We start from the raw sequence: 21,198 nt of genomic DNA, 5'->3' as shown, positions 1-21,198 counted from the left end.
CGCTCAGCGGCTCGTCACCGGCAGGTGGACGACCACGTCCTTCATCCGCATCGCGCCGACCACCCGGCTGCCGAAGCCGACCGACATGTCGGAGACGGGCGCGACGGTCAGGAAGAGGGTCTGCCCGGCGGGCACGTCGACGGCGACCGACGGGAGCTCGACACCCCGCCGCGGCTTGTCGATCGCGATGCCGTTCTCACGGATCGGCAGCATGTTGTTCTGCACGACCCGTGCGTCGAGGGGGCTGGTCCCGACCGACAGCCCGAGGAAGGCGCGGTTGTCGACGCCGAGGGCGGTGAGCCGGGCGTCGAGGGTGGGCGACCCGGCGATCGCGAGCGGGCCCTGCGCGATCGGGTAGGCGAGCGGGGCACCGGCGCCGACCGTGGTGACGACCTCGCCGAGCTCGACGGAGGTGGTGGGCGCGACCGCGGGGACGCTGACGCAGCGGTCGCCGGCCGCAGTGGTCAGGTGGTAGCGGCCGAAGCCGGTCAGCCCGGTGCGCCTGCCCTGGAGGTTCTGCTGCAGGAACCGGAGGCCGAGGTCGGCGAAGTCCGGGCTGCCCAAGGTCGTGGAGCACGCGTCGGCGGTCGCCAGCGGGATGTCGAGGTTGGTCCCGGCCGGCAGCACAGCAGGCAGGGTGTGCCCGCCGTTGTACCCCACGAAGATGCTCCGCGACCGCGCCTCGTCGGTGAGCACCCGGCCGAAGTTCTTCAGCCCCTGGTCGAGGGGGAAGAGGTTGTCGGTCGCGCCCTGGCCGAAGAGCACCGGCACGTCGAGCCGCCGGCCCTGCCGCAGGTGCCACTCGGGGCCGTTGCGGTCGAGGAAGTCGTGGAGGTAGGTCGGCACGTTGCCGGTCGCGGCCGCCTCGACGAATCCCTGCACCACCTTCGGCGGGAGGGCGTCGGTCGGCAGCGCGGCCGCGGTCAGCGCCGCCGCCCACTCCGTGCGCGGCACGCCCTGCGGGAACAGGCTCTCGGTCAGGCTGAACCAGGTGATCTCGGGGACCAGCGCGTCGAAGCGCGTCGCCCCGCGGTCGCGGACCTCGCTGAGCGCCCCGACGAACTGGTAGCCGCCGCCGTAGGACCCGCCGATCGCGCCGAGCACCGGGTCGCCCGGCCGCTGCTTCTGCACCCACGGCTGGGCGGCGACGAGGTCGACGACCGCCTGGACGTCCTTGCCCTCCACGTCTGGGTTCTCGATGTGCGCCTTGCCGCCGCTCTCGCCGAAGCCACGCTGGTCGAAGCTCAGCACGCCGAACCCGGCGTCCGTCAGGTAGGCGAACGCCCCGGGATCCGTCGTACGACTCCCGCCCCAGCCGTGGCTGTGCAGCACCAGCGGCACCGGACGGTCCTTCGTGGCGCCCGCCGGCCGGAAGAGCGTGAAGCAGATGTCGACCGGCGCCGTGGTGCCCGGGTCCGGGACGCTCTGCAGGCAGCCGTCGGTCGTGGTGACCGCGCCTGCCGCAGCTGCCGGCGTGCCGACGAGCGATGCGGTCGCGGCCGTGAGCAGGCCGGCGACGGCGGCGGCGAGGAGTCGGGCGGTGGGTCGGTGCAGCAGCGTGGGCATGGCATCTCTCCTGCGACGGGGGTCACAGGCACCAACGAGCAGGCGGCCGGCGGGCTACGCCGCGGCGTTCAGCCCCGCAGGCCGGCCTTCAGCTCGTCGAGCGCCGTGGCGAGGTCGACGCGCGGCGCCCAGCCCCAGCGCTGTGCACGGTCGGCGAGGATCTGCCCGCTCCACGCCGGCCCCTCGTCCCAGGTCGGCTCGACACCGAGCGCCTCGGTGACGGCGCCCAGGTAGTCGCGCTGCGTGGCCGGCCCGCTGGCCACGTTGACCGGCGTGCAGCCGCCCGCGACCGGACCCGCCTCCGGGTCGGCGGCCGTCGCGATGGCGCCGGTGGCGAGGTCGGCGGCGATGCTTGCCAGGTCGTCGACGTGCACCCATGCGAAGGTCTGGTCGGGGTTGGCGTGCCGCTCGCCCTCGTCGTCCCTCATCTGCGCCGGGCGGACGGTGTTCCACACCGAGGTGGCGCCCGGGCCGAGGATGGCCGGCGGTCGCAGCAGCACCCGGGTCGTGCCCTCCGTCCGCGCCAGCGCGGCGTCGACGTCGCGCTTCACCACGCCGTAGGCCGACGAGCCGTCGGGCACGAGGGCCGCGGACTCGTCGACGTCGCCGACCTCCGGGCTGCGGTCGTAGACGCCGGCGGTCGAGACGTGCACGAGCAGGGGCACGCCGGCGTCGACCGCAGCCTCGGCGATGGCCAGGGTGCCGTCGAACCCGACCCGGCGCTGGTCGTCGCGTCCGCTGCCGAGCGGGTGGACGGTGGTGACGAGGGCGTCGGCGCCGGCCACCACGGTCGCCGCGAAGACCGGGTCGGCGAAGTCGCCGACGTGCTCCTCGACGGCGGGGTGCTGCGGCGCGGTGCCCACCCGGCGTACGACGGCGCGGACGGTCGCCCCGCGCTCACCCAACGCGGACACGACGTGGCTGCCCACGAGTCCGTTGGCACCGGTCACGACGACGATCGGAGAGGTCATGTCTCCACCATGACAGCGCGGTCCTGACGCTCCTCCCGCGCCTCCCCCGGGAGGAGCACGCGCGCCACCACCAGGAGCCAGACGGTCGCGGCGACCAGGCTGACCATCACGTCGGTCGGGTGGTGGGCACCCTGGTAGAGCCGCGACGGGGCGACGACCAGAGGGGCGAGGAGCAGCGGCCAGGTCCACCGGCGCCAGCGGGGCGCGACCGCGGACACCCACAGCACGATGCCGCCGTAGACGAGGATGGAGGTCGCCATGTGCCCGGACGGGTAGCTGTGGTCCGGCACCAGCCCGGGGTCGAGGATCTCCACCGGCGGGCGGTCGCGCGGGACGAGATGCGTGACGATGACGTAGAGGGCGAGGTAGCCCCCGACGAGCACCGTGAAGTAGACGAGTGGACGCCACGACCGTTGCCACCACGAGCCGGCCAGGCCCACCACCGCGGCGAGGGAGACACCCACGATCGTGTCCGCGATCGCGCTGCCGGCGGCGGCTGCCGTGTCGAGGCCGGGCGTGCGGTGGTCCTCGAGCCAGCGCACGACGCCGTCGTCCCAGGGGTCGACCACCGAGGCCAGCGGTCCGGTCAGCAGCCAGCCGGTGGCCAGGACGCCGAGGACGAGGACGACCCAGACGAGGGACAGGGTGCGCGCGGCTTCGCGCCGCTCCGTCGACGAGCTCACGCTGCAGAGCCTGCCCCAGATCGGGGGCGACGTCGTCCACCCCCAGGGACGAGCAGGGGCCGGACGCGCGAGGAGCCCCGACCGCAGGGCGGTCGGGGCTCCTCGGGGTGCGTCAGACGACCTTGACGTTCTCGGCCTGCGGGCCCTTGGGGCCCTGCGTCACGTCGAACTCGACCTTCTGGTTCTCGTCGAGGGACTTGAAGCCGCCGGACTGGATCGCGGAGAAGTGCACGAAGACGTCCTCGCCGCCGCCGTCCTGCGCGATGAAGCCGAAGCCCTTGTCAGCGTTGAACCACTTGACGGTGCCCTGAGCCATGATCTGTTCCTTTGTTCTCTATCGGCGGCGACCTGCCGCCGATCTGCTGAAGACATCCATCCGTGCTGATGTCCAGCGAACCGAAAACCAGGGAAACAAGATACGGGTCGCGCGTGGTGCGCGGCCTGGGCGACGTGGAGCCGTCCCTTCAACACCACCCAGCCTACGGGACTTGCGCCGAAGGTGGGACTCGGCGACGACGTGAGCTGGTCTTGACCACCTGTGTGCGCCGCGCGGACGGCAGTAGCGTCCGGGGACGGCAACGAACGGGGAGGTGCCGATGGCGAAGCCCGCCATCCTCGCGGTCGACGACGACGCGGCCGTGGTCGCCGCCGTCGTGCGCGACCTCCGCCAACGCTACGGCCAGGACTACCGGGTCCTGCGGGCCACGTCGGGGCAGGAGGCGCTCGAGATCCTCGCCGACCAGCTGTTGAAGGACCGTCCGGTCGCCGCGGTCGTCTCCGACCAGCGGATGCCGGGGATGACGGGCATCGAGGTGCTGCGGGAGGTGCGGCAGCAGTCCCCCGACTCCAAGCTGCTGCTCCTGACGGCGTACGCCGACACCGACGTCGCGATCCGCGCGATCAACGACATCGCGCTCGACTACTACCTGATGAAGCCGTGGGACCCGCCCGAGGACCGGCTCTACCCCGTGCTCGACGAGCTGCTCCGCGACTGGGCCAACGACCACCCCGACCGCGACTCCGAGGTGCGTGTCGTCGGGCACCGGTGGTCCGAGCGGACCGTGGACGTGAAGACCTTCCTCACCCACAACCACGTGCCCTACCGCTGGCTCGAGGTCGGTGACGCGGGGTCCGCGGACGAGGCGACCCGGCTGCTCGAGCTCGCGCAGGCGGGTGCCGACGACCTCCCCGTCGTCGCGCTGCCCGACGGTGTGGCGCTGCGCTCCCCCACGATGGTCGAGCTCGCCGGTGCGCTCGGGCTGCGCACGCGTGCGGAGCGGCCCCTCTACGACCTCTGCATCGTCGGCGCCGGACCCGCCGGCCTCGCCGCAGCGGTGTACGCCGCCAGCGAGGGGCTCGCGACCGTGGTCGTCGAGCGCGACGCACCCGGCGGCCAGGCCGGGCAGAGCGCGTCCATCGAGAACTACCTCGGCTTCCCCAAGGGGCTGTCCGGGGCGGACCTCACCCACCGGGCGGTCGCCCAGGCGAGGCGCTTCGGCGCCGAGATGGTGCTGGCGCGCGACGTCGTCGGGTTCGAGACGCGCGGCCCGGTGCGCGCGGTGCTCCTGGACGGCTCGGCGGACATCGAGGCCCGCGCGGTGCTGGTCGCCAGTGGCGTGTCCTACCGGCGGCTGGGCGCTCCCGGGCTGGACGAGGTCGTCGGGCGCGGGCTCTACTACGGCGCCAGCGCGAGCGAGGCGGCGCAGACGGCCGGCGAGGACGTCTACGTCGTGGGTGCGGCCAACTCCGCCGGACAGGCGGCGCTCAACTTCGCCCGCTACGCGGCGCGCGTCGTGCTGGTGGTGCGCGGCGACTCCCTCGAGGCATCGATGTCGCAGTACCTCATCGGCCGGATCCTGGCCGCGCCCACGATCGAGGTGCGGCTGCAGACCGAGGTCGTCAGTGCCCGCGGCGACGGGCACCTCGAGGCGATCACGCTGTGCGACCGCGCCGCGGGGCGTGTAGAGGAGGTCGAGACCGGCTGGGTGTTCGTGTTCATCGGGGCGGCTCCGCGCACCGACTGGCTGGGCGAGGTCGTCTCCCGCGACAACAGGGGCTTCGTCCTGACCGGCCCCGACCTCCCGGCCGACGACGGCTGGCCGCTGGAGCGCGGCCCCTTCGCGCTGGAGACCAGCGTGCCCGGCGTGTTCGCCGCCGGCGACGTACGCCGTGACTCGATGAAGCGGGTCGCGTCGGCCGTCGGCGAGGGAGCGATGTCGGTCTACCTCGTCCACCGCTACCTGGCGACGACATGACGCTGGCCGACGAGCTGCGTGCGGTCTCGATCCTCGCGGGCTTCACCGACGCGCAGGTGGCGGAGCTGGCAGCGGCGGGCACCGAGGAGACGTACGAGCCGGGGGCGCACCTCTTCGACGAGGGCCGCCCGGCCGACGACTGGTGGGTGCTCCTGTCCGGTCGCATCGACCTCGTGCGCCGCATCGGCCACGACGAGGCGGTGATGGCGACCATGGAGACCGCCGGGCAGTGGGCCGGGGGCTTCCGCGCGTGGGACGAGCACGGCATCTACATGGGGTCGGCGCGCGTGCTCGAGCCGTCGCGCGTCTTCCGGCTGACGGCGCCCGAGCTGGCCCGCATCGGCGAGGACTGGTTCCCCTTCGCCGTCCACCTGCTGCGCGGCCTGATCGGCACGGCCCGACGCATCGAGCACAACGCCCGCCAGCGCGAGGCGCTCGTCGCGCTGGGCACCCTCGCGGCCGGTCTCGCCCACGAGATCAACAACCCGGCCTCGGCGGCGGTCCGTTCCGTCGGCGCGCTCCAGCAGTCGAGCGACGACGTGTTCGCCTCCCTCCAGCAGCTCGCGAGCGAGGGGATCTCCGCGTCCCAGTTCGTCGCCCTCGACGAGCTGCGCCGCTCGATCGACGTCGCGTCCGCGCCCACAGGGGTCGCCCTCGCCGACCTCGAGGAGTCGCTCCTCGACTGGCTCGGCGACCACGCCGTCGACCGCGACTGGGTGATCGCCCCGGCGCTGGCCGCGGCGGGGGTCTCGCCGGCGTGGCTCGACCGCGCGGCATCCGCCCTGCCGGGCACAGCCCTCCAGGCCGGCCTCGAGTGGGTGGCGAGCTCCGTGACGACCGCCGTGCTCATCGCGGAGGCGCAGGACGCCACCCGGCGCATCTCCGACCTCGTGTCGGCCGTGAAGTCCTACTCCCAGCTCGACCGCGCCGCCGTCCAGGACGTCCGCGTCGTCGACGGCCTGGAGAGCACCCTGGTCATGCTCGGCCACAAGCTGCGCGGCGGTGTCACGGTCGTGCGCGACTACGACGACTCCGTGCCGGCCGTCACGGCCAACCCCGGTGAGCTCAACCAGGTGTGGACCAACCTCGTGGACAACGCCGTCGACGCGATGGCCGGATCCGGCACCCTCACCCTGCGCACCTACGCGGACGAGCACCACGTCGTGGTCGAGGTCTGCGACACCGGGGCGGGCATGACCGACGAGGTCGCCGCCCACGCCTTCGAGCCGTTCTTCACGACCAAGGAGGTCGGGAAGGGGACGGGCCTCGGACTCGACATCTCCCGGCGGATCGTCGTCGAGCGGCACGGCGGGGCCATCGACGTCCGGTCGGAGCCGGGGCACACGGTCGTGGCGGTGCGCCTGCCCCGACGCACTCCGCCTGGCTGAAGGCGACTCAGGCCGGGTCAGCCGGGCATGCGCACGTGCAGCCGTACGTGCGTGCCGGTGAGGTCGCTGCCGACGTCGACGGCCGCGACGAGCTGGCGCGCGAGCCACAGCCCGTAGCCGTGGTCGGACGGCTCGGTGGGTGGCACGACGCCCGCGAGGGGGTTGACCGGCAGGCCGCCGCCGTCCTGGACGTGGCACACCCACATGTCGGCCTCCTCGTAGAGGTGGACGAGGGTGGGCGGCGAGCCGTGCAGGAGGGCGTTGGTCAGGACCTCGGAGACCGCGAGCTCGACGTCGGCGGCCAGGTCAGGGTCGAGTCCGATCTCGGCGTGATGCGCGCGGACCGTCCGCCGGGTCACCGCGACGTCGGAGTGGCGGGAGCACTCGAGGGTGGTGGCGCCCACGGGCGGTGGCGCCACGTAGGACAGGCCGGCCAGGACGCCCATCGGATCCGCGAAGGCGGGGTTCGGGGACACGCTTCCCCCGACCCGCAGGCCGTTGTGGGAGTGCCGTGCGATGTCGAGGAGGTCCGACGGCAGCCGGCCCGCGTCGTAGGGGCACAGGAGGTCGACCGCCTGCTCGGCGAACACCACGTTGATCGCGGCCTCGAGCCGGCGGTAGTCGACGAGCTCGGCAGATGAGCGTTTCGCGAGGGTCTGCTCGGCGATCACGCAGGAGCGGACCTCCGGCGCAGCGGCCGCGAAGTCGAGGAGGACGCGGTAGGCCTTCCACTGCGGCGCGTAGGCGACGTCGTCCTCGACGAACGTGACCTCGGCCGCATCGCCACCGAGCTCGGTGTGCAGCAGCTCCAGGCGCGACGGCGGCGCCATGACCAGGGCGCGGTGCCCCTGCTCGAGGCCGTCCCGCACGAAGCTCCCGGCCTCCGACGCGTAGTGACGGTCGCTCTCGTAGAGGAGGCTCGTGTGCGTGGCTGGCAGGGTCATGGCTCGAGCCTCAATCTTTCGTGCCCAAGTCCGGTGGCGTCCAGGACACGGCGTACCACGGACGGTACGCGCGCCAGCACGAGATGGCCTCCCTCAGGGAGCGCGGCGGCGATGGAATGGAGGCGGGCGACCGTGCCCGCGTCGGCGAACGTCACGCCCTCGAGGTCCAGACGGAGCCGAGGCATCACGGCGGCCCGCGAGAGCACCAGGCGGTGCAGGAGGTGCCGGTTGGACACGTCGACCTCGCCCCGCACCTGCACGCCCCAGGGATCGTCGACCGCAAGGAAGGTGGCGATCGGGGCGACGTCGATGTCGGGCGCCATCCCGTCGTGCTCGCGGGCCAGCGTGGCGCCCTGCCCCGCCTCGAGCCGGTGGGTGTCGTAGAGGCAGACCGAGCTGACCTGGAGGTCGCGCTGCAGGTCGGTGGCCTTCCGCTCCCAGGCCAGCACCTCGTCCATGGAGCCGAGCAGCCCGGCCAGGTCGTCCATCCGCGCGGCCACCCGGAGGCCGGGGAACCCGCACTTCTGCGCCTGGTGCGCCGCGAGCCGGAACCCGTCCGCGACGACGTCGAGGTCGACGGGACCCGATGGGCCGTAGGCCCCCTCGAACGAGCTGGACAGGAGCTGCCCGGTGGCGAGGGCCTGCCCTGCGTCGAGGTGCCGCGACAGGCTCCGGACGAGCCCGTCGACCTGGTCCTCGGACGCGATGTAGAGGAGCTGGTCGCCAGCGGCCAGGCCCTGGCCGACGAAGGTCGCCGCGACCCGGTCGAGCATGGCCGCGTCGGGCTCGAGCGCGCACAGGTGCGTCCCCGGCTCGAGCGTGCCGAGGTCGGCAGACGCGCGGTGCGACCCGAGAATCATCTGTCCAATCTAGGACGATGCACCGGTGCGGGACCCACAGTTTCGCCTGAATTTCGGAGGCCGCGGGGACTCACCTGCGCAGCAGCAGCGCCGAGTCGCCGAACTCGTGCCAGAGGTAGCCCTCCGCGACCGCAGCGTCGTACGCCGCCTGCGTGAGGCGCGCGCCGGCGACCGCCTCGACGAGCAGGAGGTGCGACGCCATCGGGTCGTGCCAGCCCGTGACGAGGCCGTCCACGACCCGGGGCGGGGTGGCGGGCGTGACGACCCGGTCCGTCCACCCGCGGCCCGCGACGACGCTCGACCCGCGCACGGTGGACTCGACCGCACGGGTCGCCGTGGTCCCGACGGCCACGACGCGCCCGCCGTTGGCTCGCGCCTGGTTGAGCACCCTCGCGGTCGTGGGCGTCACCTCGAACCACTCCGGACCGGGCGCCTCCCCGGCCTCCTGCGACGACACCCCGGTGTGCAGCGTGACGGGCGCGAGCTGGACGCCCGCGGTGACCAGCCGGGTGACGAGCTCGTGGGTGAACGGGCGCGCGGCCGAGGCCATCTCCGCGCTCCCGGGCCGCGTCCCGAAGACGGTCTGGTAGTCCTCGAGCGGGTAGCGACGGTCGAGGTAGCCGTAGGCGATGGGGCGGCCGTTCCAGTCGAGCTGGCGGTCGAGGTCGCCGCGCACCGACGCGCGCCACAGCCGGTTGCCGGTGCCCGTCGGGGACGAGGCCCCGCCGGGCCACGGCTCGCGGAGGACCAGGCGTACGTCGCCGATCCGCACCACCTCGCCGGTGCTCGCCGTCAGCAGCGCCCGGGCCGCGTCGGGCGCGTTCCGAAGCTCGACGACGGCGTCACCGTCGTCGAGGCGGTGCGCGACGTGGACCACTACCGGGCGCCCGTCGAGGTCGGCGTCGACCTCGGCGGCGACCGTGGCCGACGTGTTGACGACCAGCACGTCGCCAGCGCGCAGGTGGTCGGGCAGGTCGCGGAAGCGTCCGTGCGACAGGCCGTCCGGTGTGGCCACCAGGAGTCGCACCTCGTCACGCGCGAGGCCGCGGTCCTCGGCCGGCTGCGGCGCGAAGGACGACGCGGTGAAGCGGGTGTGCGGTGTCTCGTGCAGGAGGGTCATCCGAGGACACCTCGGAGGTCGGCAGCGACGTACCGACCCGACTCCGGCCGCGCGTCCAGCAGCGCCAGGACGTGCGGTACGACGGTCTCCGGCAGCGGCCGGTCCGAGATGTCCTCGCCCGGGAAGGCGTCCTGGTGCATCGCCGTTCGCATGTCGCCTGGGTCGACGGCGTACGCCCGCAGCCCGGTCTCCACGCCGTAGGTCAGGGTCACGTGGTCGAGCGCCGCCTTGCTGGCGCCGTAGAGGCCCCACGTCTCGTAGTGCTGGACCGCCGCGTCCGAGCTGATCGACAACAGCACGCCGTCCGCCTCGCGCAACCACGGCAGGAGGGCCGACGTGAGGACCAGCGGGCCGCCGATGTTGGTCCGCCAGACCTGCATCAGGTCGGGGATGTCAACCTCGGCCAGCGCGCGCATCGGCAACGGGCCGAGGGTGCTGGCGTTGTGGACCAGGAGGTCGAGCCGGCCGTGACGCTCCACCTCCGCCCGGAGGCGGTCGCGGTGGTCCGCGTCGGTGAGGTCGCCGACGACCACCGTCACCGCCTCGGGCAGCGCTGCGCCCTTGAACTTCTCCTCGCTGCGCCCGTCCGTGATCACCTGCCAGCCCTGCCGCGCCAGCTCGGCGCTCAGTGCCAGGCCCAGCCCGGTCGATCCCCCGGTGACCAGTGCCACCCGTACCGTCGTCTTCGTCGTCATGGCACCATGGTTCAAGTTGAAGTGAACTTGAGTTCAAGGGGTGTGACAGATGGATGGTCGGGACCTGCTCCCGATGGGAGAGATCTCGCAGCGCAGCGGCTTCGCCGCGTCGGCGATCCGCTACTACGAGGCCGAGGGGCTCATCGAGGCCCGTCGGTCCGGTGGTGGTCAGCGACGGTTCGAGCGGAACGTGCTGCGGCGACTGGCCTTCATCCGCGCGGCGTCCAACGTCGGCCTCACCATCGAGGAGATCCGAGAGGAGCTGGGCCGGCTGCCCGGCAACCGCACGCCCACGAAGGCCGACTGGCAGCGCATCTCCCGGCACTGGGGCCGTCGGCTCGACGAGCAGATCGCGGCGTTGCAGCGCCTCAAGAGCGGCCTCGACGGCTGCATCGGCTGCGGCTGCCTGAGCCTGCGGTCCTGTGCCTTCTCCAACCCCGACGACGTCCACGGCGAGCGCGGTGCGGGCGCCCGGCTGCTGCCCGACTCGCTGCGGCGACCGCACCCGACGAGGCGCTCCTCCGGGTAGTCCAGTGGGAAACGGTCGTCCGAGGGCCCGCCGGAGGACCAGTTGCCGGTGGACTACCCCGGCGGCGTGGCGAAGGAGCGTACGAGTGCGTCCATGGTCGCCGTCCGCTCACGGTGGGCGATGATCCGCAGCACCGGCGTCCCGAGCGCGCGGATGCCGTTGGCCCGCAGCCGCACGTCGTGGCGTACGCGCGTCTCCCGCTCGCCGACGGCCTCGAGGGTGTAGCCGGGCCAGCCCTCCATCCTGGTCTTCCCGGACGAGCCGCGGTCCCACCAGTGGTAGACGATCCGGTTCGGGGCGTCGAGCTCGGCGATCTCGCCCGGCATCGTCCCCATCCGGGTGCGGTCCTCGTAGGTCGTGCCGGCGGTCACCGGGCCGGGCGACGTCTGCCGTGTCCCGCGCAGGATGCTGCCCCGCCCGGGCACCCACGCGTTGTGTCCCTCGATGTCGGCGAGGCGGGCGAAGACGTCGTCGATCGGCGCCGCAACCGTGCGCTCGATCTCGAACTCGACGTCGCCCATCTCACCATGATCGGCCCGCGCCGACCGCCGCTCAAGCCCGGTCCAGCCCGATCGACGAAGATGCGGGCTTGACCGACTACGCGATCCGCACCGACCTGGCCGCCATGGACCTCGACCTCGTCCACGACTGGCTCAGCACCGACGCGTACTGGTCCCTGGGGCGCAGCCGCGAGGCCGTCGCCACGGCAGCGGAGCACTCGCTGAACGTCGGCGCCTTCACCGACGACGGCCGGCAGGTGGCGTACGCCCGGGTCGTCACCGACCACGCCACCTTCGCCTGGCTCTGTGACGTGTACGTCGACCGCGACCACCGCGGTCGCGGGCTGGGCAAGCGGCTGGTGGCCGTGGTCGCCCAGCGTGTCGACGAGCTCGGCGTCGGCCGCACCCTGCTCAAGACGCGGGACGCCCACGAGGTCTACGCGGGCCACGGCTTCGAGCCCGTGACCGACCCGGGCCTCTGGATGATCAGGACTCCTCCGACAGCGTGAACAGCGTCAGCTGCATGCCGTCGGGGGCGGCGACGCGGGCGTTGCGGTCGCCCCAGGGGGTGTCCACGGCGGGGGCGACGGCCGCGGCACCGGCGGTCACGAGGGTCGAGGCAGCGGCGTCGGCGTCCGGCACCCGGAGGGCCAGGCGGACCTTGCCCGAGACCCGCTCCCCCACCTCGAGGTCGTCGACCATCGCGGCCTGCGCCTCGTCGAAGAGCTCGAGGGTCGCGCGCCCGGCGTCGAGCAGCAGCACCCGCCCCTGGTCGCTGCTCCAGTCGGCCACCTCGGGCAGGCCGAGCGCGTCGCGGTAGAGGCGTACGGCAGCGTCGAAGTCGTCGACGGTCAGGGTGATCCGGAGCTCCTGGACGGCGATCGCATCGGTCATGAGGTCGATCGTGGGGCCTCGGGTGCACCTGAGGTCAAGCCCCTGCCCGGGCCGATGTGGAAGCGGCCGATGACGGTGACGCCGTCCTGGGCGTAGAGCGGGATGTCCCGGCCGTCCGGGTCGAGGTCGGCCATGGACGCCAGTGCCTCCTCCGGGCTGGGCGGCAGGTCCTGCTGCCGGTCGGAGGCGCGGACGAAACCGCACCTCCCGTTGGTGCCGTAGGCGGCGATCAGGTCCGGCCCCGGGTCGTCCGCGTCGATGGCGGCGCCGGAGCCGTAGGACATGCCGTTCTCGTTGACCGGGTAGGGCGGTGCCGTCGCGGCCCGGGGACAGTCCTCGACGTCCACCTCGTCGTCGCGGTGCGCACTCGGGTCGATCGCGCGGACCATCGGCCGCCGCTCGTCGCCCGACGCCACAACCTGGTGCAGCTGCATGCCGCCGAGGAAGCCGACGACGAGCGCGGCCGCGCCAGCCAGGAACCGTCTGCTCACCTGCACCCTCCTCCGGTACCCCCGTGGGACGCAGCGACGTGCGGGGAAGTTGTCAGCCGACCGCGACCGGCGTCGGGCTGTCCTCGACGAGGCGGCGTACGACGTCCGCGCACCCGCCGCAGCCGGTCGTGGCCCGGGTCCGGTCGACGCACTCACCGACGGACCCGCAGGCCCGGACCTCGCCCGCCGTCACGCCGGCGCACGCGCAGACCTCCGCCTCGTCGGGCAGCGGCGCCGGGGCGGCCGTCGCCTCGGGCAGGAGCAGCTGACCGGGCTCGTCGGGGCCGAGCAGGGTGCCCCGGTCGTAGAGCTGGGTGATGAGCCCGACGCGCGACAGGTCGCCGACGAGTGCCGCGGCGACGATCCGCCCGCCGTGCACGACGAGGCGGCGGTGCGAGCCGGCGATCGGGTTGGTCACCTCCACGACCTCGCCCTCCGCGCGCTCGGGGTCGCCGAGCACGGCGACGTCGAGGCCGGTGGCGCGCAGGCGCGCGACGCTCCGGCTGCCGTCGTACGTCGCCTCCTCGCCGCGCAGCACCCGGGCGAGCACCTCGGCCTGCTCCCACGCAGGGGGGACGAAACCGGTCGTACGACGACGGTGCTCGGCGCAGTCGCCGATGGCGTGCACCCGGTCGTCGGTGACGCTGGTGAGGGTGTGGTCGACGACGACCCCGCGGCGGACCATCAGGCCGGCGCGGCGGGCGAGCGCTGTCGACGGCCGGCCGCCGGCGGTGAGGACGACGAGGTCGCTGGGCAGGACGTGGCCGTTGTCGAGCTGCAGCCCGTCGCCGGTGAGCCGGATGGCGCGGGCGCCGGTGTAGACCTCGGTCCCGAGCCGTCGCAGGTCCCGGGCGAGGACGGCCCCCGCACCGGAGCCGACCTGGCTCGCGAGGAGGTGGTCGGCGCCCTCGACGACCTCGGTGAGCAGCCCGCGCACCGCCAGTGCCCGCGCGACCTGCAGGCCGAGCAGCCCGCCGCCGACGACGACTGCCCTGGGCGCGGACGGCCTCTCGACCAGCGGGGCGACCAGCGCGCGGGTCGCCTCGTCCAGCCGGCCGCAGTCGTCAAGGGTGCGGAACGCGTGGACGCGCGGATCGAGGGCGCCGTCGCGGCGGACCAGCCCGCGGATCGGCGGCAGGGTGGGGATCGAGCCGCAGGCCAGCACGAGCCGGTCGAAACCGACCCGCTGCCCGTCGACCAGCACGACCTCGCGGGCCTCCCGGTCGACCTCGAGCACGCGGGCTCCGAGGCGCAGGTCGATCCCGTGGTCGGCGTACCACTCCCCGGACCGCAGGGTCAGCGCGTCGGCCGCGTGAGTCCCCTCGAGCACCGCCGACAGCAGGATGCGGTTGTACGGCGGGCTGGCCTCGTCGGCGAGGACGGTGACGGCCAACCGGTCGTCCCCGGCGAGGTGCTCGCTCAGCCGGACGGCGGCCATCCCGCCGCCGACGACCACGATCCGCTGGAGCCGCTCAGGCATGGGCCACCGGCGAGAGGCGGGCGGCGCACACCTTGAACTCCGGCATCCGGGACGCCGGGTCGAGGGCGTCGTTGGTGAGCCGGTTGGCCCCCACCCAGTGGAACGGCACGAAGACGGTGTCGGGCCGGATCGTCGGCACCACCTTCGCGGGGGCGGTCATCTCGCCGCGCCGGGTCGCCACGCGCACCGCGTCGCCCTGCCCGACGCCGAGGCGTCCGGCGAGCAGTGGGTGCATCTCGACGAACGGCCCGTCATCCGGCAGCGAGCGGACGCGGCGGGTCTGGGCGCCGGACTGGTACTGCGCGAGCACGCGGCCGGTGGTGAGGTGGATCGGGTAGTCCGCGCACGGCTGCTCGGCCGCTCCGCGGTGCTCGACGGCGTACATCCGGGCCCGGCCGTCGGCGTGCGCGAAGGACTCGGCGAAGAGCCGCTCGCCGCCCCAGAAGACGCCCTTCTCGTCCCGGATCCGGTCGTAGGTGATCGCCGAGTAGTCGGCCGGGCCGCCCGCCGACGCGCGGCCGAGCTCGGCGAAGACCTCCTCCGGGTCGGTCGGGAACGACGCCTGCGAGCCGAGCCGCTCGGCCAGCCCGGCGAGCACCTCCAAGTCCGAGCGCACGCCCGGCGGCGGCGTGATCGCGCGCTGCCGCAGGACCACCCGACCCTCGAGGTTGGTCATCGTCCCGGTCTCCTCGGCCCACTGCGTCACCGGCAGCACGACGTCGGCCAGCGCCGCCGTCTCCGACATCACGACGTCGCACACCACAAGCAGGTCCAGCGCCTCCAGCCGCGAGGTCACGTGGGTCGCTCGCGGCGCGCTGACGACGATGTTGGACCCGAGGACCAGCAGCGCCGACGGCCCGTCGGGGGTGCCGAGGGCGTCGAGGAGCTCGTACGCCGACCGCCCGGGGCCGGGCAGCGCGTCGGGGTCGACGCCCCACACCCCGGCGACGTGCGCGCGGGCCGCCGGATCGTCGATGCGCCGGTAGCCGGGCAGCTGGTCGGCCTTCTGCCCGTGCTCGCGCCCGCCCTGGCCGTTGCCCTGGCCCGTCAGGCAGCCGTAGCCCGCACCGCGCCGGCCGACCATGCCCAGCGCGAGGGCGACGTTGATCCAGGCCAGCACGGTGTCCGAGCCGGTCGAGTGCTGCTCCGCCCCGCGCGCGGTGAGCACCATGACACGAGGGCGCGCCAGCATGGCCGCCAGCGCCCGCACCTCATGGGCGTCGATCCCGGTGACCCGCTCGACGCGCTCGGGCCACCAGGAGGCGACCGAATCGCGCACGTCCTCCCACCCGGTGGTGCGCTCGGCGAGGTAGGACGGGTCGACCGCGCCGGCGGCGACGAGCAGGTGCAGCACCCCCAGCGCGAGCGCGAGGTCGGTGCCCGGCACCGGCTGGAGGTGGAGGTCGGCGCGGTCCGCGGTCGGCGTACGCCGCGGGTCGATGACGACGACCTTGCCGCCCCGCTCGCGCAGCCGGTCGAGGTGGCGGGCGGCCGGCGGCATCGTCTCGACGAGGTTGGAGCCGACGAGCACCAGCACGTCGGTCTCCTCGACGTCGGCGAGCGGGAACGGCAGCCCGCGGTCGAGGCCGAACGCGCGGATCCCCGCCGAGGCGGCCGAGCTCATGCACCAGCGCCCGTTGTAGTCGATCTGCGAGGTGCCGAGTGCGACCCGCGCGAACTTGCCGAGGGAGTAGGCCTTCTCGTTGGTGAGCCCGCCGCCGCCGAAGACGGCGACCTTGTCCGGCCCGCCCGCCGCGTGGGCAGTGCGGATCCCGGCGGCGACGCGGTCCAGGGCGTCGTCCCACGAGACGGCCGACCACTCGCCGGTCTCCCGGTCGCGCACCAGTGGCGACGTGAGCCGCTCGCGACCGCCGTACAGCCCGGCTGCGGCCCACCCCTTGCGGCACAGCGCCCCGCGGTTGACGGGGAACTCCTCCCACGCCGACACCTCGGGCGTCCGGCGGCCGGCCAGCTTCATCCCGCACTGCAGGGAGCAGTAGGGGCAGTGGGTCTGGGTCATCAGATCTCCGCGGCCGCGAGCCCGTGGGCCCGCACCGGCCTGCGCAGGTAGAGCGCCCAGGTGAGTGCGGCGCAGCCGACGTAGTAGGCGGTGAAGACCGTGAAGGCGGCACGCGTCGCGGTCAGCGGGTCGCCGACCCAGGGCGCGGCGAAGGCGAGCGGGACGAGGAAGCCGCCCACGGCACCGACTGCACCGATCACGCCGAGCGCGGAGGACGACTGCCGGGTGGCCGAGGTCAGGGCGGCCTCCCGCTCCGGCGTGCCCGGCGCGGTCTCGCGCTCCGCTGAGGCCTTCCACAGAGCGGGGATCATCTTGTAGACCGAGCCGTTGCCGACGCCGGTGGCGGCGAAGATGCAGAGGAAGAAGCCGAGGAACAGCGGGAACCAGGCGGCGTTGGCGCTCGCCACGGCCGGGTCGGCGCCCGGGTTGGGGGTGAGCTGGTTGACCGCCCACAGCACGCCGAGGGTGAAGACGACCATCGCGACGAACGACGCCAGGGTCACCCGCGCACCGCCCCAGCGGTCGGCCAGCCACCCGCCGAACGGACGGGTGATCGAGCCGACACCCGCGCCGAGGAAGGCGTAGAACGCGAAGTAGATGCCGGTGCCGAGCGGGGCAGGCTCCGGCACCCAGAAGTTGAGCCTGATCAGCAGCGGCATCGCAGCCGAGTAGCCGATGAACGAGCCGAACGTGCCGATGTAGAGCAGCGACAGCTGCCACGTCCGACGCTGCTTCACGACCTGCATCTGCTCCCTCGGCGACGACGTCACAGTGGCGAGGTTGTCCATCCAGAGCCACGCGGCGGCCGTCGCGAGCAGTGCCAGGCCCGCATAGGCGTACGCCGCCCGCTCGAGGTGGATGCCGCCACCGGACGCCTGCACGAGGCCGAAGATGCCGGCACCGCCGACCATGACGGGGAGCAGCAGCTGGATCAGCGAGACCCCGAGGTTGCCGCCGGCCGCGTTGAGCCCGAGCGCCGCGCCCTTCCGATCGGAGGGGTAGAAGAAGTTGATGTTGGCCATCGACGAGGCGAAGTTGCCGCCGCCGACGCCCGCGGTCGCGGCGATCAGGCAGAACGCCCAGTAGGGCGTCGTCGGGTCCTGCACGGCGTACGCGAACAGCAGCGTCGGCACCAACAGCATCGCGCCGCTGACGATCGTCCAGTTGCGCCCGCCGAACTTCGGCACCGCGAACGTGTAGGGCAGCCGCAGCAGCGAGCCGACGAGGTTGGGGAGCGCGACGAGCAGGAACAGCTGCTGAGGCGTGAACGCGAAGCCCTGCGCGAGCAGGAACGCCGACGAGACGCTCCAGATCAGCCAGACCGAGAAGCCGACGTGCTCGGCGAAGATCGACCACACCAGGTTGCGGCGGGCGACCGCGCGGCCGCCTCCCTCCCAGAAGTCGGCGTCCTCCGGGCGCCAGTCCTCGATCCAGCGACGCGTGCGACGGGGCGTGGGGGTGCTCATGCCGACGAGCGTCGGCTCCCGGTGTGTCACCCGGCCTGCTGCTCCGGTGGCGGAGTCGTCAACTTCTCCTCACGACCTCACACCCCCGGGTCGACGCACGTCGGGCACAGGACCATTGGTCCCTTCCCGCCCGCGGTCGAAGGGTGCACAATCCCAGAGGGAACAAGTACAGACGTGGGACCGAGGGCTCGGCTCGGTGTTGGGGAGAGGTTCTGCTCGATGACCGACCGAGAGCACGAGGTCGCGGCCTATGCGGACGCGACCTCGCTCGTCGCACGCGTGGCCGACTTCGTGGCGACGTCGCTGGACGACGGCGTCCCCGTCGTCACCATCAGCCGCCCCGCGCACCGCCACGCGGTGGAAGCCCTTCTCGTCACGCGCGCGGTCGACGTCGATCGGTTGCGCCGGGACGGCGCCCTGACCACGCTCGACGCCGACGAGTCGATGGCTCGCTTCCTGGTGGACGGGCGCCCCGACCCCGACCTGTTCGCCACCTTCGTCGCCTCCGTGGTGCCGACCGGCGGACCCGGGGTGAGCGCGTTCGGGGAGATCGTCGCCATGCTCTGGGAGCGCGGCGAGGTGGCGGCCGCCCTCGAGCTCGAGTCGCTGTGGAACAGCGTGATCGCCCGGCATCCGGTCCGGTTGCTGTGCGCCTATCCCGGGTCGGTCCTCGCCGAGGCCGAGCTCGGCGACGTCGCCCGGATGTGCGGGCTCCACGACCACGTCAGCCTGGCCGGGCTGCTCCCCGGCTCCGGCGGGACCACAGCGGACGGGGACGCCGTCCGTTCCAGCGTGTACCTGCCCGTCCCCGCGGCGGTCGGCTCGGTCCGCGGCTTCGTGCGTGACGCGCTCGCCGGGTGGGGACTCGACCACCTCGTCAGCGATGCCGTCCTCATCACGTCCGAGCTCGCGACCAACGCCGTCACCCACGCCAGCTCGCCGTTCCGGACCTCGCTGGTGCGGACCGGCGACGTCGTGCGGGTGTCGGTGGAGGACGGATCCCGGGCCTGGCCCCGCTACCACCGCGCCCAGCCGGGCGACCAGGACGGCCGCGGCATGGCCATCGTCTCGGTCCTCTCGCGCCGCACGGGCTGTGACTCCACGGCCGGCGGCAAGGTCGCCTGGGCCGAGCTCAGCGCCTGACCCGACCGACGCGCCGACCGCTCGTCGTACGACACCGACCGCTGGGCGACGGACGACGCCCATCGACCGACGCCTCGACGCGCACCCCTCCCGCGGGCCGAGTGACCGGTGCCACGGTGACGGCGGTCACACCCCGTGGCCGCCCCCCGCGCTCGGAAGGACCCGATCCGTGACCGACCAACAGCAAGCCGCGCGCCACGACCCCATCTACGACCGGCTGCATGCGACACCCGAGTTCGCCGAGCTGCGGCGCCGCTACCGCGGCTTCGTGTTCCCGGCGACGGTCGCGTTCCTGGCCTGGTACCTGCTGTACGTCGTCTGCTCCAGCTGGGCGGGCGACTTCATGTCGACGCAGGTCTGGGGCCACATCAACGTGGCGCTGATCTTCGGCCTCCTCCAGTTCGTGACGACGTTCGGCCTCGCCTGGATGTACGCCCGCTTCTCCAACGCCAAGCTCGACCCGCTGGCCCGCCAGCTCGACGCGGAGTACCGCAAGGGAGACGACGCCTGATGGACACCCAGGTCCTGACCACGTTCCTGTTCCTGTCGGTCGTCGCGCTGACGATCGGCATCACCTTCTGGGCGAGCCGCCAGACCAAGACGGCCGCCGACTTCTACTCCGGCGGACGGTCGTTCTCCGGCTTCCAGAACGGTCTCGCCATCGGCGGCGACTACATGTCGGCGGCGTCGTTCCTCGGCATCTCCGGCGCCATCGCGGTCTACGGCTACGACGGCTTCCTCTACTCCATCGGCTTCCTCGTCGCGTGGCTCGTCGCACTGCTGCTCGTGGCGGAGATGCTCCGCAACGCGGGTCGCTACACGATGGCCGACCAGCTGGCGTTCCGGATGAGCCAGCGCCCCGTCCGCACAGCGGCGTCGGTCTCGACGGTCGTGGTGTCGATCTTCTACCTGCTCGCCCAGATGGTCGGCGCGGGCACCCTCGTCGCGCTGCTCCTCGGCGTGGACAGCCAGGCGGTCCAGAACATCACCATCATCGGCGTCGGTGCGCTGATGATCTTCTACGTCGTGGTCGGCGGCATGAAGGGCACGACGTACGTCCAGATCGTCAAGGCCGTGCTGCTGATGATCGGCTCCGCACTGATCGTGGTGCTGGTGCTGGTCGAGTTCAACTTCAACCTCTCCTCCCTCCTCGGCGCGGCCGCCGAGAACTCCGGGAAGGGCGAGGCGTTCCTGCAGCCCGGTCTCCAGTACGGCGCAAGCCTGACGTCGAAGATCGACTTCCTGTCCCTCGGCCTCGCCCTGGTGCTCGGCACCGCGGGCCTGCCGCACATCCTGATCCGCTTCTACACCGTGCCGACCGCGAAGGACGCGCGGAAGTCGGTGCTGTGGGCCATCGGCCTGATCGGCGCCTTCTACCTCATGACGCTGGTCCTGGGCTTCGGTGCCGCGGCCCTGCTCGACCGCGACCAGGTGGACCCGCTCGAGGGCGGCAACCAGAACCTCGCGTCACCCCTGCTTGCCGAAGCCGTCGGCGGCGGCGAAGGCTCCACGGGCGGCGCGGTCCTGCTGGCCCTCATCGCGGCGGTGGCCTTCGCGACCATCCTCGCCGTGGTCGCCGGCCTGACGCTGGCCAGCTCCTCCTCGGTGGCGCACGACCTCTACAAGGGCGTCATCAAGAAGGACCAGCCCATCACCGAGAAGGACGAGGTGCGGGTCGCCCGGATCGCCGCGTTCGTCATCGGCGCGGTGGCCATCGCGCTGTCGATCCCGGCGCAGCGGCTCAACATCGCGTTCCTGGTGGCGCTCGCGTTCGCGGTCGCGGCGTCGGCGAACCTGCCGGCGATCATCTTCAACATGTTCTGGCGGCGCTTCAACACGCGCGGCGCCGTGTGGAGCATCTACGGCGGCCTCGTGTCGGCCGTCGGTCTGGTGTTCTTCTCGCCGGTCGTGTCGGGTCTCCCGACCTCGCTGTTCCCCGACTCCGACTGGTCGGTCTTCCCGCTCAACAACCCGGGCATCGTCTCGATCCCGCTGGGCTTCCTGCTCGGCTACATCGGCACGATCTCCAAGCGTGAGCCGGACGCCGAGGACCGCTACACCGAGCTCGAGGTCCGCGCCCTCACCGGCGCCGGCGCCGAGCAGGCCGTCCAGCACTGAGCCAGCAGCACCGGTGACCCCCTCGCCGAGCCGGAGTAGGTTCGGCGAGGGGGTCACCTCCTTCGTTCCCCACCC

General features: G+C 73.0%; 21 protein-coding genes. 7 read left to right on the top strand and 14 right to left on the bottom strand.

Annotation, left to right across the window (positions count from 1 at the left end; translation table 11 throughout):
* Positions 1-3: 3 nt before the first annotated feature.
* The 4 genes from AC1DP1_RS07995 to AC1DP1_RS07980 all read right to left on the bottom strand — a co-directional run bounded on the left by AC1DP1_RS07995 (position 4) and on the right by AC1DP1_RS07980 (position 3,536).
* On the bottom strand, positions 4-1,566 hold the full coding sequence (locus tag AC1DP1_RS07995) for an alpha/beta hydrolase (protein ID WP_477506409.1): 1,563 nt from the start codon (positions 1,564-1,566) through the stop codon (positions 4-6).
* Positions 1,567-1,634: 68 nt separating this feature from the next.
* Positions 1,635-2,537, bottom strand: a complete 903-nt coding sequence (locus tag AC1DP1_RS07990; RefSeq protein ID WP_477506408.1) for an NAD-dependent epimerase/dehydratase family protein — start codon at positions 2,535-2,537, stop codon at positions 1,635-1,637.
* Positions 2,534-3,220: a phosphatase PAP2 family protein gene (locus AC1DP1_RS07985; RefSeq protein WP_457188919.1), complete on the bottom strand. Its 687-nt coding sequence runs from the start codon at positions 3,218-3,220 to the stop codon at positions 2,534-2,536. The genes AC1DP1_RS07990 and AC1DP1_RS07985 overlap by 4 nt, the downstream gene beginning before the upstream one ends.
* A gap of 112 nt (positions 3,221-3,332) precedes the next feature.
* The gene (locus tag AC1DP1_RS07980) at positions 3,333-3,536 is read right to left on the bottom strand and encodes a cold-shock protein (RefSeq protein ID WP_191194187.1); all 204 of its coding nucleotides are present in this window, start codon (positions 3,534-3,536) and stop codon (positions 3,333-3,335) included.
* A 280-nt stretch (positions 3,537-3,816) separates the two neighbouring features.
* Here AC1DP1_RS07980 and AC1DP1_RS07975 point away from each other — a divergent pair, with 280 nt between their 5' ends.
* Together AC1DP1_RS07975 and AC1DP1_RS07970 are read left to right on the top strand one after the other, a co-directional pair.
* Entirely contained in the window at positions 3,817-5,475 is a 1,659-nt protein-coding gene (locus tag AC1DP1_RS07975) for an NAD(P)/FAD-dependent oxidoreductase (RefSeq protein WP_477506407.1), read from the top strand.
* Complete coding sequence (locus AC1DP1_RS07970; RefSeq protein WP_477506406.1) at positions 5,472-6,863, top strand: sensor histidine kinase; 1,392 nt, start codon at positions 5,472-5,474, stop codon at positions 6,861-6,863. Before AC1DP1_RS07975 ends, AC1DP1_RS07970 begins: the two co-directional genes overlap by 4 nt.
* Positions 6,864-6,880: 17 nt before the next feature.
* Here the strand turns inward: AC1DP1_RS07970 and AC1DP1_RS07965 are convergent, their stop codons facing one another.
* The 4 genes from AC1DP1_RS07965 to AC1DP1_RS07950 all read right to left on the bottom strand — a co-directional run bounded on the left by AC1DP1_RS07965 (position 6,881) and on the right by AC1DP1_RS07950 (position 10,482).
* Positions 6,881-7,807 (bottom strand): anti-sigma factor RsbA family regulatory protein, encoded by a 927-nt coding sequence (locus AC1DP1_RS07965; protein WP_477506405.1) that lies wholly within the window; start codon positions 7,805-7,807, stop codon positions 6,881-6,883.
* Positions 7,804-8,667, bottom strand: a complete 864-nt coding sequence (locus AC1DP1_RS07960; RefSeq protein WP_457188927.1) for an MEDS domain-containing protein — start codon at positions 8,665-8,667, stop codon at positions 7,804-7,806. The genes AC1DP1_RS07965 and AC1DP1_RS07960 overlap by 4 nt, the downstream gene beginning before the upstream one ends.
* Before the next feature lie 70 nt (positions 8,668-8,737).
* Positions 8,738-9,787, bottom strand: a complete 1,050-nt coding sequence (locus AC1DP1_RS07955; RefSeq protein WP_477506404.1) for an S-adenosylmethionine:tRNA ribosyltransferase-isomerase — start codon at positions 9,785-9,787, stop codon at positions 8,738-8,740.
* Entirely contained in the window at positions 9,784-10,482 is a 699-nt protein-coding gene (locus AC1DP1_RS07950) for an SDR family NAD(P)-dependent oxidoreductase (RefSeq protein WP_477506403.1), read from the bottom strand. Before AC1DP1_RS07950 ends, AC1DP1_RS07955 begins: the two co-directional genes overlap by 4 nt.
* Before the next feature lie 49 nt (positions 10,483-10,531).
* Between AC1DP1_RS07950 and soxR the strand changes: the two genes are divergently transcribed.
* Positions 10,532-11,011 carry a redox-sensitive transcriptional activator SoxR gene (gene soxR / locus AC1DP1_RS07945; RefSeq protein WP_477506402.1) on the top strand — a complete coding sequence of 160 codons (480 nt, stop codon included), beginning with the start codon at positions 10,532-10,534 and terminating at the stop codon, positions 11,009-11,011.
* A gap of 53 nt (positions 11,012-11,064) precedes the next feature.
* Here soxR and AC1DP1_RS07940 read toward each other — a convergent pair whose 3' ends face one another.
* Positions 11,065-11,532, bottom strand: a complete 468-nt coding sequence (locus AC1DP1_RS07940) for an SRPBCC family protein (RefSeq protein ID WP_477506401.1) — start codon at positions 11,530-11,532, stop codon at positions 11,065-11,067.
* A 68-nt stretch (positions 11,533-11,600) separates the two neighbouring features.
* Between AC1DP1_RS07940 and AC1DP1_RS07935 the strand changes: the two genes are divergently transcribed.
* Positions 11,601-12,020, top strand: coding sequence for a GNAT family N-acetyltransferase (locus AC1DP1_RS07935; RefSeq protein WP_477506400.1), 420 nt, complete (start codon positions 11,601-11,603; stop codon positions 12,018-12,020).
* Here the strand turns inward: AC1DP1_RS07935 and AC1DP1_RS07930 are convergent.
* Genes AC1DP1_RS07930 through AC1DP1_RS07910 form a run of 5 tightly spaced genes read right to left on the bottom strand, consistent with a single transcriptional unit; the run spans position 11,998 to position 17,862 of the window.
* Complete coding sequence (locus AC1DP1_RS07930; RefSeq protein WP_477506399.1) at positions 11,998-12,405, bottom strand: VOC family protein; 408 nt, start codon at positions 12,403-12,405, stop codon at positions 11,998-12,000. The two genes, AC1DP1_RS07935 and AC1DP1_RS07930, sit on opposite strands and share 23 nt — an antisense overlap.
* Positions 12,402-12,896, bottom strand: a complete 495-nt coding sequence (locus tag AC1DP1_RS07925) for a hypothetical protein (protein ID WP_477506398.1) — start codon at positions 12,894-12,896, stop codon at positions 12,402-12,404. The genes AC1DP1_RS07930 and AC1DP1_RS07925 overlap by 4 nt, the downstream gene beginning before the upstream one ends.
* Positions 12,897-12,948: 52 nt before the next feature.
* Positions 12,949-14,376, bottom strand: a complete 1,428-nt coding sequence (locus AC1DP1_RS07920) for an FAD-dependent oxidoreductase (protein WP_477506397.1) — start codon at positions 14,374-14,376, stop codon at positions 12,949-12,951.
* A complete protein-coding gene (locus AC1DP1_RS07915) occupies positions 14,369-16,396 on the bottom strand; it encodes a molybdopterin oxidoreductase family protein (RefSeq protein WP_477506396.1) in 2,028 nt (675 codons plus the stop codon). Before AC1DP1_RS07915 ends, AC1DP1_RS07920 begins: the two co-directional genes overlap by 8 nt.
* Positions 16,396-17,862 (bottom strand): MFS transporter, encoded by a 1,467-nt coding sequence (locus AC1DP1_RS07910; RefSeq protein ID WP_477506395.1) that lies wholly within the window; start codon positions 17,860-17,862, stop codon positions 16,396-16,398. Before AC1DP1_RS07910 ends, AC1DP1_RS07915 begins: the two co-directional genes overlap by 1 nt.
* Positions 17,863-18,081: 219 nt before the next feature.
* Between AC1DP1_RS07910 and AC1DP1_RS07905 the strand changes: the two genes are divergently transcribed.
* The 3 genes from AC1DP1_RS07905 (at position 18,082) to AC1DP1_RS07895 (ending at position 21,123) form a co-directional block, all read left to right on the top strand.
* Entirely contained in the window at positions 18,082-19,005 is a 924-nt protein-coding gene (locus tag AC1DP1_RS07905; protein ID WP_477506394.1) for an MEDS domain-containing protein, read from the top strand.
* Positions 19,006-19,174: 169 nt separating this feature from the next.
* Entirely contained in the window at positions 19,175-19,516 is a 342-nt protein-coding gene (locus AC1DP1_RS07900; RefSeq protein WP_477506393.1) for a DUF485 domain-containing protein, read from the top strand.
* Positions 19,516-21,123 carry a solute symporter family protein gene (locus tag AC1DP1_RS07895; RefSeq protein ID WP_477506392.1) on the top strand — a complete coding sequence of 536 codons (1,608 nt, stop codon included), beginning with the start codon at positions 19,516-19,518 and terminating at the stop codon, positions 21,121-21,123. Before AC1DP1_RS07900 ends, AC1DP1_RS07895 begins: the two co-directional genes overlap by 1 nt.
* The last annotated feature ends 75 nt before the right edge of the window (positions 21,124-21,198 follow it).

It is taken from the genome of Nocardioides sp. P4_G10, from assembly GCF_056401175.1.
This window is presented reverse-complemented; position numbering and strand designations above follow the sequence as displayed.

Bases quoted from the DNA above. Each gene is read 5' to 3' on its own strand.
- AC1DP1_RS07995 (WP_477506409.1), bottom strand. From the start codon at position 1,566: ATGCCCACGCTGCTGCACCGACCCACCGCCCGACTCCTCGCCGCCGCC.
- AC1DP1_RS07990 (WP_477506408.1), bottom strand. From the start codon at position 2,537: ATGACCTCTCCGATCGTCGTCGTGACCGGTGCCAACGGACTCGTGGGC.
- AC1DP1_RS07980 (WP_191194187.1), bottom strand. From the start codon at position 3,536: ATGGCTCAGGGCACCGTCAAGTGGTTCAACGCTGACAAGGGCTTCGGC.
- AC1DP1_RS07975 (WP_477506407.1), top strand. From the start codon at position 3,817: ATGGCGAAGCCCGCCATCCTCGCGGTCGACGACGACGCGGCCGTGGTC.
- AC1DP1_RS07970 (WP_477506406.1), top strand. From the start codon at position 5,472: ATGACGCTGGCCGACGAGCTGCGTGCGGTCTCGATCCTCGCGGGCTTC.
- AC1DP1_RS07965 (WP_477506405.1), bottom strand. From the start codon at position 7,807: ATGACCCTGCCAGCCACGCACACGAGCCTCCTCTACGAGAGCGACCGT.
- AC1DP1_RS07960 (WP_457188927.1), bottom strand. From the start codon at position 8,667: ATGATTCTCGGGTCGCACCGCGCGTCTGCCGACCTCGGCACGCTCGAG.
- AC1DP1_RS07955 (WP_477506404.1), bottom strand. From the start codon at position 9,787: ATGACCCTCCTGCACGAGACACCGCACACCCGCTTCACCGCGTCGTCC.
- AC1DP1_RS07950 (WP_477506403.1), bottom strand. From the start codon at position 10,482: ATGACGACGAAGACGACGGTACGGGTGGCACTGGTCACCGGGGGATCG.
- soxR (WP_477506402.1), top strand. From the start codon at position 10,532: ATGGATGGTCGGGACCTGCTCCCGATGGGAGAGATCTCGCAGCGCAGC.
- AC1DP1_RS07940 (WP_477506401.1), bottom strand. From the start codon at position 11,532: ATGGGCGACGTCGAGTTCGAGATCGAGCGCACGGTTGCGGCGCCGATC.
- AC1DP1_RS07930 (WP_477506399.1), bottom strand. From the start codon at position 12,405: ATGACCGATGCGATCGCCGTCCAGGAGCTCCGGATCACCCTGACCGTC.
- AC1DP1_RS07920 (WP_477506397.1), bottom strand. From the start codon at position 14,376: ATGCCTGAGCGGCTCCAGCGGATCGTGGTCGTCGGCGGCGGGATGGCC.
- AC1DP1_RS07915 (WP_477506396.1), bottom strand. From the start codon at position 16,396: ATGACCCAGACCCACTGCCCCTACTGCTCCCTGCAGTGCGGGATGAAG.
- AC1DP1_RS07910 (WP_477506395.1), bottom strand. From the start codon at position 17,862: ATGAGCACCCCCACGCCCCGTCGCACGCGTCGCTGGATCGAGGACTGG.
- AC1DP1_RS07905 (WP_477506394.1), top strand. From the start codon at position 18,082: ATGACCGACCGAGAGCACGAGGTCGCGGCCTATGCGGACGCGACCTCG.
- AC1DP1_RS07895 (WP_477506392.1), top strand. From the start codon at position 19,516: ATGGACACCCAGGTCCTGACCACGTTCCTGTTCCTGTCGGTCGTCGCG.